We start from the raw sequence: 12,365 nt of genomic DNA, 5'->3' as shown, positions 1-12,365 counted from the left end.
TCGGCGACGTGATCGGCGGCGCCGATATTTTCCTGGGCCTATCGGCCGCCAACGTGCTGAAGCCCGACATGGTCAAGCAGATGGCGGAAGCGCCGCTGGTGATGGCGCTGGCCAACCCCAATCCCGAGATCATGCCGGACGAGGCGCGCAAAGCCCGGCCCGACGCGATGATCTGCACCGGGCGCTCGGACTTTCCGAACCAGGTCAACAACGTCCTGTGCTTTCCGTTCATCTTCCGCGGCGCGCTCGATGTCGGCGCCACCGCGATCAACGAGGAAATGAAGCACGCCGCGGTCGAAGCGATCGCGCAGCTGGCGCGCGACCCGCCGTCGGATGCGATCGCGCCCGGCTTCGACAGCGGCGAGACGCAAGGTTTTGGGCCGGGCTCGCTGATCCCGAGCCCGTTCGATCCGCGCCTGATCCTGCGGATCGCGCCGGCGGTGGCGAAGGCGGCCATGGATTCGGGCGTGGCAACGCGGCCGATCGCCGATTTCGAGGATTATGCCGCGCAACTGGAGCGCTTCGCGTTCCGCTCCGGCCTAGTCATGAAGCCGGTGTTCGCCAAGGCCAAGACCCAACCGGTCCGCGTGATCTACGCGGAAGGTGAGGATGAACGCGTCCTGCACGCGACGCAGGTCGTGCTCGAGGAGAAGCTGGCGCGGCCGATCCTGGTCGGGCGCCCCGCGGTGGTCGAGGCGCGGATCAAGCGCTATGGCCTTTCCATCAAGATCGGCCAGGATTTCGACCTGATCAATCCCGAGGACGATCCGCGCTATCGCTCCTATGTGCAGTCCTACATCGACGTCGCCGGCCGTCATGGCGTCACGCCTGACGCCGCGCGCACGGTGGTGCGCACCAACGCCACCGTGATCGCGGCGCTCGCCGTGATGCGCGGCGAGGCCGATGCCATGATCTGCGGCGTCGAGGGCGGCTACCGGAGCCATCTGCGGCATGTCCGCGAAATCATCGGTTTCCGGCCGGGGGTGAGCGACTTCGCGGCGCTGGCGCTGTTGATCACGAGCAAGGGCGCCTATTTCATCGCCGACACCCAGGTGCGGCCGAATCCCAGCGCCGAGGAACTGGCGGAAATGGCGGCGCTGGCGGCGATCCACGTCCAGCGCTTCAATATCAAGCCGAAAATCGCGTTCGTGTCGCATTCGGACTTCGGCAGTTTCGATACCGAATCCTCGCTCAAAATGCGCCGCGCCACCGCTTTGTTGAAGCAGAACCACCCGGAAATCGAGGCGGACGGCGAGATGCAGGGCGATACCGCGCTTTCGGAAGCGGCGCGGAAGCTGGTCTTGCCGCATTCGCAGCTCGAGGGCGTGGCGAACATTCTGATCATGCCCAACCTCGATACCGCCAACGTCGCCTATCAGATGATCAAGGCGCTGGCGGATGCGTTGCCGGTCGGGCCGATCCTGATCGGGCCTTCGCGTCCGGCGCATATCCTCACCCCCTCGGTGACGGCGCGCGGCATTCTCAACATGACGGCGGTGGCCGCCGTCGAAGCCCAGGAGCGGGCCGGCCGCCAGCAGCCGAGCCTGTTTGCCTAGATCAACGAAAGATGCCTGTCGGTTGATCGATTTGACTGTTTGAAAACCCGACACGGAACGCCCATAATCGCTTCGTCTATCACGACCCGCTTTTGCCGCATTGCAGTGAGGCCGACATGCCAGCGCTTATTACTTTCGGACGAATTTTGTTCGCGTCGCTGTTCATCTACCTCGGAGCGGCCAAGCTTTTCGCCATTCAAGCTACCGCCGAATCGATCGCCGCCAAGGTCGGCATTCCGGCTGTGCTTGCGCCCTATACCTCGCAACTGGAAACCATGACGGGAATGACGACGCCGCAACTGCTCGCAATCGTCATCGGCGTCTTCGAGGTGATCAGCGGGCTGATGATCGCCCTGAATTTGGGTACGCGGTTCTTCGCGATCCTCTTGATTCTTTTTGTCGCCGTGGAGACGTTTTACTATTACGATTTCTGGAACCAGCCGGCGCCGGGGGACGGCAAGATGCTGGTAGACGCGCTGAAGAACCTGGCGATCATCGGCGCGCTGTTCATGCTCGCCGGCTACGGCCGGAAGCCCCGCACGATCGAACCCGCCTATGGCGATGTCTGAGGGGTAACGCCTAACCTCTGCGCCGCCATGGCGTGACGCTGACTTCATTGGCGCCGTCGAGGATTTGAGGCTCTCCCGCGCTTAGGCCATGCGCGGCCAAAATCTGCTGCGGCGATTGCGCTGATACGCCGGGAAAGCATGGCTCGCCGCCCGGCAGCCGAACCCGCGGGGCCTGCGAGAGCCAGAACGTATCGTAGCGGTCCATGAATAGGCCGAACACGTCGGGTCCGCCGATGATCGCAATCGTGCCGGCACGCACGCCGGCGCGGTCGCAGACGGCCTCGAACGAAGCACCGGCTGGATTCCACAGCGTGGCGTTCGGATTGGATGGGTTGGGCGCGAGCGCCGTGACCGTTCGGGTGACGATGATCCGCTTGCGCTGCGGTGAGTTCGGCTGACCCTCACCGGAATGCCGGCCGTGCACGATGAGGGCTGCGCGGTCGAGGGCGGAGGTGAAGAATTGCTTGTCGGCCTCGAATTTCAATTCATCCGGCATCACGTGAGCGGCGTTCGCCAGCATGCCGTCCGCCGACACGATGACATAGCCTTCGATGCACAGATCCGGCATGGCGCGCGGTGGGTCTATTCCGAAATCGTCTGCACCACGCTGGAAACCGGGCGGTCGCTGACGGTCGGCAGCTTGACGTCCTTGATGATTTCCTCGTCATACTGGGGCAGCGTTTGCACCGGGAATTTCGGGATCATCTTGACGACCTTGTAACCTCCGGCCTTCAGCCGGTGCATCAGCTCGGGCAGGGCTTCCGCCGTGTGCTTGTGGAAATCATGCAAGAGGATGATGCCTTTGCCGAGCTTGTCGAGCTTCTTCATGGTGACGTCGATCACCTGCTGCGCGTTGCGCGCCTTGAAATCGAAGGAGTCGAGGTCGCAGGAGAACATCGCGATGTTCCGGGTGCCCAGATAGGTCACCATTTCCGGCGGATGCTGCAGCGCCGGGAAGCGGAAGAACGGCGCGGGCGAAACGCCGCCGAGGGCCCATTTCACCGCGCTGAAACCCTTTTCGATTTCCTCCTTGCGCTGGTCTTCGGTCAGCTTCTTGTTGGTTAGCGTTGCATGCGACCAGGTGTGGGATCCGATGGTGTGGCCGGCCGCGAGCACCTCCTTCAGGATTTCCGGATAATAGGTCGCGTGCTTGCCGATCGAGAAGAAGATGCCGGTGGTGCACTCATCCGCCAGGATCTTCAGTACCGAGGGCGTATTGACCGGCCAAGGGCCGTCGTCGAAGGTCAGCACCACCTCATGGTCGCGCAGGAAATCCAGTTGCTTGAAGTGCTCAAAACCGAAACCGGGTCCGCCGGTGGTGTCGATTTCAACGGTGCGGGCGATGCCAAGCGCGTTGGGATTGCCGCAGGCCGCCTTGGCGGGCACAGGCGCGGCGGCGGGAGCCGGCGCAGGGGTAGCCTGCGGGGCCGCAACGGGGGCCGCGGCTCCCGTCGTCGGCGCGGTCTGCGACCAGGCCAAACCTGACGCATGGAGCGAAACCGCGCCTGCAAAGATCAATCCTGCCGCAATACGCATCGTATTCTTCCCTTAAGCTGATCCCGTGCCCGGCCACGGCTTTCAGCCATCGTCCGTGCTTTTCCTGCCCCTGCGAATACTAGCCTAGTTGGACCCACGCCGCCACGGCAACGGCTTTTATCTGATCATGCCGATTTGCTGCCGAACCGGTTAATCCCGCAAAACGCAGGTCGGTCAGGTATCTGCCAGCACCCGCGCGATGGCGGTCTTGACCCGCGTATCGGTAGGCTCGACGGTCTCGGGAAAGACTTCCGCGATGTAGCCGTCGCGGCCGATCAGGTATTTGTGGAAGTTCCAGTGCGGAACATCCCTGGGCCGCGCGTCCGCGGCCCATCTGTAGAACGGATGCGCATTCGGACCCTTCACCACGGTCTTGGCCGCGATCGGAAAGGTAACGCCGTATTGATGCTGTGCCGTCTCCGCGATCTCGGTTGGGCCGCCCGGCTCCTGTCCGCCGAAATCGTTGGAGGGAACGCCGATCATCATCAGGCCGCGTCCTTCAAACTCGGTCCACAACTGCTGCAAACCGGCATATTGCGGCGTGTAGCCGCATAACGATGCGGTATTGACGATCACGAGCGGACGTCCCGTGTATTCGGCCAGCCTGAGGTCGCCGCCGTCAAGCGCCGGGAATGAAAACGCATAGGCCGTGATCCGGCTCATGGCCGGCTGCGCGAAAGCCGTTCGTGTCACGGCGGGGCACGCGATCGCTGCCAGCGCTGCAGTGAAAACGGTCCTGCGGTTGATCATGGCAGCTCCCCATGTCGATGCGTGACGATCCGGACCCGGCAACGATAGCCCAACTGGCACACGGCCGCCGCTCAACAAGCCGTTACGGCCGCGGCGGCGCGGACTTGCACCAGGGCAGCGGCAATAGCGGCATGTAATAGCTGTTCCATTCGCAGATCGATTCCGGTCCCCGGCGCATGAAGGCATATTTGATCGGCTCGGCTTGGCCGACGGCGATATGCAAACCGAACAGCACCATGGCGACCGTGTAGGTCCATCGGCGCAAGCGTAGATCGCCCAAGCTGTCGAGCAGGATGGCGCCGGAGAGGATGATCAGCGGATCGGTAAAGATAAAATATTCGGATTTAAGCCCGCGCCGCACGCCGAGCGCGTCGATCCCGATCGCGGCCAGAAGCAGCGCCAGCGCCTGGATCGCGGCCAGCCTTTCGCCGCGCCGCCACGCATAGATGATGCCGGGGACAATCAACCAGGTCAGGAACACCGTTGGACGCGGCGAGGAGTGCAGGAAAAAAGTGTAGCGCGCGAGAACGGAAGCAACCCCGTCGAGCAGCAGCCATGCCATGCCCGCCAGGTTCGATCCGTTCGCGACGTCGGATGTCGTGGTGTCGGCGAACGTCAGCATTTTTTCGAGCGGATTGAACACGGCAATCACGTCGCGCGCGTTGTAGTCGAGGTCGAGCACGAGCAGCGCGATCAAGGCGCCGGCGGCAATTGCTGCCATCGATGCCAGCGTCTCGGCCGCGCTGACGCGCCAGACGGCGGCATAGGCGATCATGCAGACGCCGATCAGGACCGATAGCAGCACCTGATAGATGCCGAAGCGGCCCAGCAACAGCGGATGGAACTGCGCGGCATCGAGCAAGGAGCGGTCAAAGCCGATCGCAACCAGCGGCCATGCCAGCCATGCCGCGGCGAACGCTGCTATCGCCGCGAAGCCCGCGGCCAGCCAGCGCCATGGCGTGTTGCGCCAGAACGCGACGCTTGGGCTTGCCGCTGTTCCGAACGGCAGGATCAGGAGTGGCAGTGCCGCGATCAGCAAAATCGCCTGCACCTTGTTCTCGAGGCCAAGCACGCACAAGGAGGCCGCGACCGCCATCCATAATGGTCGCGCGACACTGCCGCGGCGTCCGACGACGATCAGGAGCATCAACGCGAAGATGACAGGACAGGCTGCGACCAACTCGCTGCGCAGGATCCGCGAATGCACGGCGATGCCGCCGGAAAGCGCGAATGCCAGCACGGCCGGTAGCGCGACACGCCAGTCGCGCAGCATACGACGGATCAGTTGTGCGAAAATCAGCACGCAAGCGGCGGCGATCAGGAAGGCCAGCAGGCGCCCGGCGCGAACCGCCTGCGTCATCGCGGCATCGAATGCGGGTACATCGGTTGCCGGAGGAATCGAAGGTAGCGACCAGGCGTCGAGCAGTCCGAGCGCATGCAGCAGCCGAAACCAGAGTTTTAGCGAGAGGATGGTGATGTAGGCGGTGTGGTCGAAGAACAGCTGCGGCTTGCCGTCGTTCATGACAAGCGCGTTGTAGATCACCATGAAATCCATGTCGGCGTTGCGCCAATACACCAGCGCGTAGCCGAACAGGAAGAAGGATGTGGCAAGGCCGGCGACAATGGCCGCCAGTCCCCACCGCCAGCCGAGAAATGTCAGCCGGTCGAAGGCGTCCCTCGCAACGTCATTTGTCGGGGCAGTCGTCAAGGGCGGGGCGGAAAGCTGGTTCATGCCGGCGGTGTTTTAGCCCAGCCTCCTGACCAAAGCGACCGGCCGCTCAACTGTAACGCCGAAGCATTGCTAGCGCAGCGAAACGATGAAATCCGTTCCTTCGCCGGTTTCGCCCTGGTTGATGCCCTGATCGGAAACCACGATCGAGGCGCCCGTGGTGAGCGCGTCAGTGATGCGCGCCATGACATCCGCCGGGATGGTGATGCGATCCAGCGCCTCGGCAGGGCTGTCCGGCGCCGGCACTGGCTTCGTCTCAACGACCGCGGTGCTTGGGTGCTTGCCTCTGCGCGAGGAGACGCGTTCGTCCTCGTCGCGCCGCGCGGCATGGCGCGGCACCGGCAGCGAGACCACCGACCAGTGCACGACATTGCTGTCGTTCTTGTCGATCTCCGCCGTAAAGACATGCGTTCCCAGCGGCCGGTCGCTGGGCGCGATCGTCACGGGCGCATCGAACAGCGGCGCGAAATTCTGCCGCACATAGAGCTTTCCGTCCTTGCGGCTGATGAACACGGCGATCTGACCGGCGCGCTTCGGCGCTGCGGAGATCGTCTTTTCGGGTTTTGCGGCAGCCGGCTTGGCGATTTCGGGGGGTAGGCGGGCGTCATCCTTCTTCGCTTCAGGCGCGGCTGGGCTGGAACTCGCCACCGGCCTGACGGCTTCGGGCTTGGGGTCCGGCATCTCGCTCACAGCCGGGGTGTCGGCCTTTGCCGCGTCGACCTTCACGTCGTCGGCCTTGACGTCATCAGTCTTGGCGGCGTCGCCGGCCGGTTGCGCGGCGACGACGGCCTGATCCGGCTTGTCAGCGGTCGGATCGGCTGCGCCGGCCTCGGCGGGCTTGACTTCGGCAGCCGCGGCTTCGGACGATTTGCTCTCGGCCGATTTTTCGTCGGGCGCGGCGGTTTCAACAGGTTTTGCGGCGGCCCGTTCGGCTTCCGATTTTGCAACTTCGGATTTGGTTTCTTCCGATTTTAGCGTCTCAGCAGGCGTCGATGCCTCACCGGCCTTGGCCGATGCGGCGTCCACGGCGGCGGCCGGCGGCATGTCATCGGCTCTTGTCGCGGGCTCCTGATGCGGTGGCGCGTTGCCACCCGCGGCGTCGGTCATCGTGGCCGGGGGGCGGCTCGTGGGCATGTCGCCGCTGGCGTCGGCCGTATGGGTCTGTTCGCGCAACGACGTGGGAGTTGTCGCCTGGTCCATGGCCTGGCGCGAGCGCTCGAGGTGACCGACGGTCGATCTCAGTTCAAGCCTGGCCTCGGAAATCGCTGGTTTGTCCGTGGTGCCGGCATCGGAAGCCTTGTCGGACTTCGGCGCCACAGGCGCGTCGGCCTGCGGTTCGGCGACGGGGGTCGGCTGCGGCACCACCTTCTGCGCGACCAAAAGCGGATGCGAAAAGCTTTCCGGCGAGAGTTCGCCGGGAGTGATGAGGACGCGCGCGCCCAATCGGGTCCAACCGTACATCTTGACGGCAAACGCCGCCGGCATGCGGATGCAGCCATGCGACGCCGGATAGCCCGGCAATACGCCGGCATGCATGGCGACGCCCGACCAGGTAATCCGCTGCATAAACGGCATCGGCGCGCCGCTGTAGATGTTGGAATGGTGCATCTTCTGCTTTTCGATGACGCTGAAGACCCCCATCGGCGTCGGATGGCCCTTCATGCCGGTCGAGACCGGGCCTTCGGCGAAGAAGCCACGGTCGTCGTAGACCTTCACGTTCTGATGGTCGATCGAGATCGAGATCACCAGCGGTCCCTGCGGCTTGGCAGATTCCTTCTCGGGCAGTTCGATCTTCTTGGCCTGCTGGCGGCGAGGTTTTTGCCGCCGCTGCGGCGCTGCCGGTCCGGGCCGGGAATATCCGGAATCGGAATCCGACCAGTAGTAAAGGGCAGCCTCCGCCTGCGAAGCGGTGCCAATGGCTCCGGCTGCCGTCAAAACGGCAACTCGCCAAAGCCTTCCGGTCGTCAAACCCGTCCTGTCTACGCCCACGCGTACCATCCTCGAATCCTCAGCCCATAGCTCAATTAGTGTTACAGACGAAAGGTCCGTTCACCAGCGCAGGACCTGTAATAGCCTGTGATTTTCGAGCCCAGCGTAACAAAAAAGCCTCACAGCGGGTTAAACGGTCGACGGCACCCGTTACCGTCAGCCTTCCTGCGGAGCACCCCCGCACCTAGATGGGCGGAAGCCCCCCACCGGAGACAGACATGACACGCAAAGCCCTAACGCCTGATGACACTAGGTGGAAACCTCTGGTCTTGCTGGTGCTCGCCCTGGCGGTGGGGACTGCTTCGGGCGCGCTTGCTGCCGATGAGCCTGATCTGATTTTTCGCCGCTCGACCGTGTTCAAACTGCTGAGCCCGAACGACAAGCTCGCGACCTATGGCGTCGACGACCCCGAGGTCGAGGGGGTGGCCTGCCATTTCACGGTACCGGAAAAAGGCGGCTACAAGGGCTGGCTCGGGGTTGCCGAGCAAGTGTCTGATATTTCTCTGGCTTGTCGCCAGATCGGCCCGATCCATTTCAAGGGCAAGCTCGGGCAGGGCGACGATATGTTCCGGCAGCGGCGCTCACTGTTCTTCAAGAAAATGCAGATCGTCCGCGGCTGCGACGCCAAGCGCAATGTTCTGGTCTACATGGTCTATTCGGACAGGCTGATCGAAGGCTCGCCGAAGAATTCGACCTCCTCAGTTCCGATCATGCCATGGGGCGCCGCCGACACCAGCGTTCAGAAATGCGGTGAGTTCTTTCAGTGAAGCGCCTGTAATCTAGGATCTTTGCGGGACGGGGTGCGGGCGGACCCACGACTTCGGGTCGCGGCACCCGACCAAATGCACGAGCTTTTGCGGCGCCGATTGGTTGCCGCTGTCGGCGCATTGCTGCGCCATCGCCACACAAATACGGGGCCGTTCCTTCATCGGGGTGTTCTGCTGGTCGATCCGCGGCTGACCGGGCCTGCGCGGGGATTTGTTGCCGACGTCGTTGTCGTCATGGCTCACGACTGAATCCCCCCTTGTTATTTGTTGAATTGCAACGCGCGAGTGCCCAGGAAGGTTGCAAGGCCGTCATATTGGGTCGGCCGGTCCGACGCTCCGGTTCATGGTGGCTGAGGTGCCGCCAGGCTTTTCCACCGGAAAGACTTAAAAAGCAGCTCCATCGGTCGAACCAGCAGCTCTTTGCGGGCGTCTCATTTTCGTAATGGTTAATGGAGACGTCCATGCGCGTCCTTGGCTGCATCATCGCCGCTGTTTTGGTTCTGAGCGGTCCTTCGCTCGCCGGTCCGGCGGATGGCGACCTGCCGGGGGTCGGCACCTTTGATTATCGTGGGCCTCCGATCGCCCAACCTGCGCTGGATATTGTGGCCCAACTAGGCCGGTGAACCACACCCGACTCGTCCAATGAACCACTGGCAACGCGCTCCAGCGATTGATCTCACTGAAAAGATTGGCCTTTTTTGACCAATGTTTCGTCGGACCGGCGCGACGAAACAATTCCCCGCGCGACGAAACCATTTTTCGCTTTTGGCGCAGAACTCCGGAAACGGCACATGGTTATCAACCAGCCAACACAACGGCGGACAGCGCTGGAACCGAACACCGGAGACCGTCACATGCGAACCCTCTGCTTCATCCTGGCTTTCGCCTTCGTGCTGGCTGGTCCGTCCGTCGCCGGCCTGCAGGACAGCAGCCTGCCGGGGATTGGAACCTTCAGCTACAACGGCTCGCCAATTGCCACCCCGGCCCCTTCGCTGGTGGTCGCAGTCCGCTAGGTCGCGGTCGAGTTGGGCTCCAGGATTGTTGGTAAGGCCGTCATGGGTTTTCGCATCAGTGCCCTCGTAATCGCAGCGTCGTTCGGGCTTTTTGGTTCGGCGCAGGCGCAAGTGCCGCAGACCGACGTTCAGCAGGTTCAGTTCCGCTCGTTGCAGCGGTTGCCCGATCCACGCGGAGAATTCGTCCGGCTCTGCGCGCCCCATATGGTGGGGCGTTGGGCCCATCCGGAGACGGTGTGCGGATGCCTGCATGATTATGCGGCGGCGGCGGTCGAGGACGACGACCTGCGCGAAGCGTTGCTGCGGGGCATCAGCGAGACCGGCGTGCCCACTATCGAGACCGAATGGGTCCCGGCCGCAAAACAATCCGAAATCGGCGCAACCTTCACCAAGATTGCCAGGCCGACGCTGCAATGCATGTTCGACCCGGCGAATTAGTTGGGCTCACGCGCTGAACCTTCAGAACTGGAGCCGGCCGGCAGGAATGTCCGCCGGCATTTTCGCGCCAGCTAATGTTTGGCGCCGCCATTCTTGTTGATGCGCGGGATGCATTTCTGCGCGCGGACCACGCCTGCCGCGGTCATTTTGGAGCCCGAGATTTCCTTGATCTGACCGGCGGGGCAGGTTCCGTCGTCAACCTTGATGCGCTGGCCGAGCTGCAAATTGACGATATCCTGCTCCCGGGACACCTGGCCTTGGAGTGCCGATGACGGAAGCGGCCATAGCGTGAGGCCACAAAGCAGCAGCATCGCAGCAAGCCTGATGTGTGCGCTGGTCATGATCGGCGGGTCCGCTCTCACTTGTTTTGAATCTTCACCCCGTTTGGCCCGAGATTGATCTGCAAGCCCTGGGGTTCCTTTTTGGATTGGTAGAGATTGTAGCCGAGCACGCCCACGGCGACGACCAGCGCGCCGATGAGGAGATACAGAATATTGCGGTTGGCTGGCATCCGTGTCTCCATGGCGCGAACAGTGACTGTATTGGCGCGGCCGCGATTCTGAAAGCGGCAACGGGACAGGGACGACAAATGAACGCCATCGATACCAGGCAGAAAATCCTCGATGCGGTCGATGCCGGTTTCGACGCACAACTCGCCACCACGCGGGATTTTATCGCCATTCCCTCGACCCGGGGCGCCGAGGGGCCGTGCCAGGACATGATCGGCGATCTGCTGCGGCAGCGCGGCTACGAGGTCGACGACTGGCATATCGACGTCGACGAATTGAAGGACCTGCGCGGCTTCGGTCCGATTCTGCATGACTTCTCAAAAGCGCGTACCGTGGTCGGCACCTACCGGCCGGCCAAAAACGTCGGAAAATCGCTGATCCTGCAGGGACATTGCGACGTGGTTCCACCCGGGCCGCTGGAGATGTGGGAGACACCGCCGTTCTCGCCGGTCGTGAGGGACGGCAGGATGTATGGCCGCGGCGCCTGCGACATGAAATCCGGCACCATCGGCGCGCTCGCAGCGCTCGACGCCATCAAGGCCGCAGGTTTTGCACCGACCGCGCGGATTCATTTTCAGTCCGTCATCGAGGAGGAGAGCACGGGCGTTGGCGCGCTTTCCACCCTGCAGCGCGGCTATCGCGCCGACGCCTGTTTCATTCCCGAGCCGACCTCGGGCCGGATGGTGCGCTCGCAGGTCGGCGTGATCTGGTTTCGGCTGAAAGTGCGCGGCCATCCGGTGCATGTGTTCGAGGCCGGAAGCGGCTCGAATGCGATCACCGCGGCCTATCATCTGATCCGAGCGCTGGAAAAACTCGAAGCCGAATGGAACGAGCGCGCCAAAGCCGATCGCCATTTCAGGGCGGTGACGCATCCGATCAACTTCAACCCCGGCATCATCAAGGGCGGCGACTGGGCCTCCAGCGTGCCGGCCTGGTGCGATGTCGACTGCCGGATCGCGATCCTGCCGGGCTGGTCGATCGCGGACTGCCAGAAGGAGATTCTGGCCTGCGTATCGACCGCTGCGCGCGACCACCGCTTCCTGTCCAACAATCCGCCCGAGGTGCAATGGTCGGGCTTTCTGTCGGAAGGCTATGAGCTCACGGGCTCGGCGGACGCCGAGGCCGCGTTCGGCACGGCCTTTGGCGCCGTGTATGGCGGCAGCGTCGAGGACCTCGTGTTCACCGCGCTCACCGATACGCGCTTCTACGGGCTGAACTACAACATTCCGAGCCTGTGTTTCGGCGCCAGCGGCGCGGCGATGCACGGCTTCAACGAATATGTCGACCTCGAGTCGCTGAGGAAATCCACCAGGGCCACAGCCTTGTTCATCGCCGAATGGTGTGGGTTGGAGAAGGCCTGAGGGGGAGGGAGAGCGACCATGACGCCGCTTGAGAAGATAAAGTCGATAAAGCTGCCCTTTGCCGACCTGAAAGGCGTGGTCTTCACCGACGCGAGCCTGGAGCGGGTGGTCGCGAAAATGCTGGTCAGGCCGGACCTCTGCACCGCCA

Annotated in this window: 15 protein-coding genes and 1 pseudogene; 8 read left to right on the top strand and 8 right to left on the bottom strand. The window is 63.1% G+C overall.

The genetic code is table 11. The annotated features are described in order from the left end of the window. Together VK804_RS25285 and VK804_RS25280 are read left to right on the top strand one after the other, a co-directional pair. Positions 1-1,556: phosphate acyltransferase (locus VK804_RS25285; protein WP_325375301.1), on the top strand; the 1,556-nt coding region annotated here is incomplete at its 5' end. Positions 1,557-1,672: 116 nt separating this feature from the next. Next, the gene (locus VK804_RS25280; RefSeq protein WP_325375299.1) at positions 1,673-2,125 is read left to right on the top strand and encodes a DoxX family protein; all 453 of its coding nucleotides are present in this window, start codon (positions 1,673-1,675) and stop codon (positions 2,123-2,125) included. Positions 2,126-2,135: 10 nt separating this feature from the next. On the opposite strand, the gene VK804_RS25275 is transcribed toward VK804_RS25280, so the two are convergent. The 5 genes from VK804_RS25275 to VK804_RS25255 form a co-directional block, all read right to left on the bottom strand. Then, positions 2,136-2,693: a dihydrofolate reductase gene (locus tag VK804_RS25275; protein ID WP_325375297.1), complete on the bottom strand. Its 558-nt coding sequence runs from the start codon at positions 2,691-2,693 to the stop codon at positions 2,136-2,138. Positions 2,694-2,707: 14 nt separating this feature from the next. Beyond that, positions 2,708-3,661 carry a polysaccharide deacetylase family protein gene (locus VK804_RS25270; RefSeq protein WP_325375295.1) on the bottom strand — a complete coding sequence of 318 codons (954 nt, stop codon included), beginning with the start codon at positions 3,659-3,661 and terminating at the stop codon, positions 2,708-2,710. Between the two features lie 174 nt (positions 3,662-3,835). Continuing rightward, complete coding sequence (locus tag VK804_RS25265) at positions 3,836-4,411, bottom strand: glutathione peroxidase (protein ID WP_325375293.1); 576 nt, start codon at positions 4,409-4,411, stop codon at positions 3,836-3,838. 82 nt (positions 4,412-4,493) lie between these two features. Continuing rightward, positions 4,494-6,143: a hypothetical protein gene (locus VK804_RS25260; RefSeq protein ID WP_325375291.1), complete on the bottom strand. Its 1,650-nt coding sequence runs from the start codon at positions 6,141-6,143 to the stop codon at positions 4,494-4,496. A 69-nt stretch (positions 6,144-6,212) separates the two neighbouring features. Continuing rightward, the gene (locus tag VK804_RS25255; RefSeq protein WP_414642842.1) at positions 6,213-8,138 is read right to left on the bottom strand and encodes a L,D-transpeptidase family protein; all 1,926 of its coding nucleotides are present in this window, start codon (positions 8,136-8,138) and stop codon (positions 6,213-6,215) included. A gap of 209 nt (positions 8,139-8,347) precedes the next feature. On the opposite strand from VK804_RS25255, the gene VK804_RS25250 reads away from it, so the two are divergent. Then, positions 8,348-8,896: a CreA family protein gene (locus tag VK804_RS25250; protein WP_325375287.1), complete on the top strand. Its 549-nt coding sequence runs from the start codon at positions 8,348-8,350 to the stop codon at positions 8,894-8,896. Between the two features lie 12 nt (positions 8,897-8,908). Here the strand turns inward: VK804_RS25250 and VK804_RS25245 are convergent, their stop codons facing one another. Further along, complete coding sequence (locus tag VK804_RS25245) at positions 8,909-9,139, bottom strand: hypothetical protein (RefSeq protein ID WP_325375285.1); 231 nt, start codon at positions 9,137-9,139, stop codon at positions 8,909-8,911. Positions 9,140-9,357: 218 nt separating this feature from the next. Here VK804_RS25245 and VK804_RS25240 point away from each other — a divergent pair, with 218 nt between their 5' ends. The 3 genes from VK804_RS25240 (at position 9,358) to VK804_RS25230 (ending at position 10,347) form a co-directional block, all read left to right on the top strand. Then, positions 9,358-9,519 (top strand): hypothetical protein, encoded by a 162-nt coding sequence (locus VK804_RS25240; RefSeq protein ID WP_325375283.1) that lies wholly within the window; start codon positions 9,358-9,360, stop codon positions 9,517-9,519. 231 nt (positions 9,520-9,750) lie between these two features. Further along, entirely contained in the window at positions 9,751-9,909 is a 159-nt protein-coding gene (locus VK804_RS25235; protein ID WP_325375281.1) for a hypothetical protein, read from the top strand. Positions 9,910-10,020: 111 nt separating this feature from the next. Further along, entirely contained in the window at positions 10,021-10,347 is a 327-nt protein-coding gene (locus VK804_RS25230; protein WP_325375279.1) for a hypothetical protein, read from the top strand. 71 nt (positions 10,348-10,418) lie between these two features. On the opposite strand, the gene VK804_RS25225 is transcribed toward VK804_RS25230, so the two are convergent. Continuing rightward, positions 10,419-10,658 (bottom strand): DUF6719 family protein, encoded by a 240-nt coding sequence (locus tag VK804_RS25225; RefSeq protein WP_325375302.1) that lies wholly within the window; start codon positions 10,656-10,658, stop codon positions 10,419-10,421. 47 nt (positions 10,659-10,705) lie between these two features. Further along, a complete protein-coding gene (locus VK804_RS25220) occupies positions 10,706-10,858 on the bottom strand; it encodes a hypothetical protein (protein ID WP_325375277.1) in 153 nt (50 codons plus the stop codon). Positions 10,859-10,936: 78 nt separating this feature from the next. Between VK804_RS25220 and VK804_RS25215 the strand changes: the two genes are divergently transcribed. Then, the gene (locus tag VK804_RS25215) at positions 10,937-12,217 is read left to right on the top strand and encodes an ArgE/DapE family deacylase (protein WP_325375275.1); all 1,281 of its coding nucleotides are present in this window, start codon (positions 10,937-10,939) and stop codon (positions 12,215-12,217) included. A gap of 18 nt (positions 12,218-12,235) precedes the next feature. Then, a pseudogene (locus VK804_RS25210) lies at positions 12,236-12,365 on the top strand (phenylacetic acid degradation protein); the annotation flags it as partial.

Source organism: Bradyrhizobium sp., from assembly GCF_035484855.1.
Taxonomy (GTDB): domain Bacteria; phylum Pseudomonadota; class Alphaproteobacteria; order Rhizobiales; family Xanthobacteraceae; genus Bradyrhizobium.
This window is presented reverse-complemented; position numbering and strand designations above follow the sequence as displayed.

What these genes read in the sequence shown, in the direction of transcription:
- VK804_RS25260 (WP_325375291.1), bottom strand. Translation starts at nt 6,143, where the DNA reads ATGAACCAGCTTTCCGCCCCGCCCTTGACGACTGCCCCGACAAATGAC.
- VK804_RS25225 (WP_325375302.1), bottom strand. Translation starts at nt 10,658, where the DNA reads ATGCTGCTGCTTTGTGGCCTCACGCTATGGCCGCTTCCGTCATCGGCA.
- VK804_RS25255 (WP_414642842.1), bottom strand. Translation starts at nt 8,138, where the DNA reads ATGGTACGCGTGGGCGTAGACAGGACGGGTTTGACGACCGGAAGGCTT.
- VK804_RS25235 (WP_325375281.1), top strand. Translation starts at nt 9,751, where the DNA reads ATGCGAACCCTCTGCTTCATCCTGGCTTTCGCCTTCGTGCTGGCTGGT.
- VK804_RS25215 (WP_325375275.1), top strand. Translation starts at nt 10,937, where the DNA reads ATGAACGCCATCGATACCAGGCAGAAAATCCTCGATGCGGTCGATGCC.
- VK804_RS25280 (WP_325375299.1), top strand. Translation starts at nt 1,673, where the DNA reads ATGCCAGCGCTTATTACTTTCGGACGAATTTTGTTCGCGTCGCTGTTC.
- VK804_RS25250 (WP_325375287.1), top strand. Translation starts at nt 8,348, where the DNA reads ATGACACGCAAAGCCCTAACGCCTGATGACACTAGGTGGAAACCTCTG.
- VK804_RS25240 (WP_325375283.1), top strand. Translation starts at nt 9,358, where the DNA reads ATGCGCGTCCTTGGCTGCATCATCGCCGCTGTTTTGGTTCTGAGCGGT.
- VK804_RS25220 (WP_325375277.1), bottom strand. Translation starts at nt 10,858, where the DNA reads ATGCCAGCCAACCGCAATATTCTGTATCTCCTCATCGGCGCGCTGGTC.
- VK804_RS25275 (WP_325375297.1), bottom strand. Translation starts at nt 2,693, where the DNA reads ATGCCGGATCTGTGCATCGAAGGCTATGTCATCGTGTCGGCGGACGGC.
- VK804_RS25265 (WP_325375293.1), bottom strand. Translation starts at nt 4,411, where the DNA reads ATGATCAACCGCAGGACCGTTTTCACTGCAGCGCTGGCAGCGATCGCG.
- VK804_RS25270 (WP_325375295.1), bottom strand. Translation starts at nt 3,661, where the DNA reads ATGCGTATTGCGGCAGGATTGATCTTTGCAGGCGCGGTTTCGCTCCAT.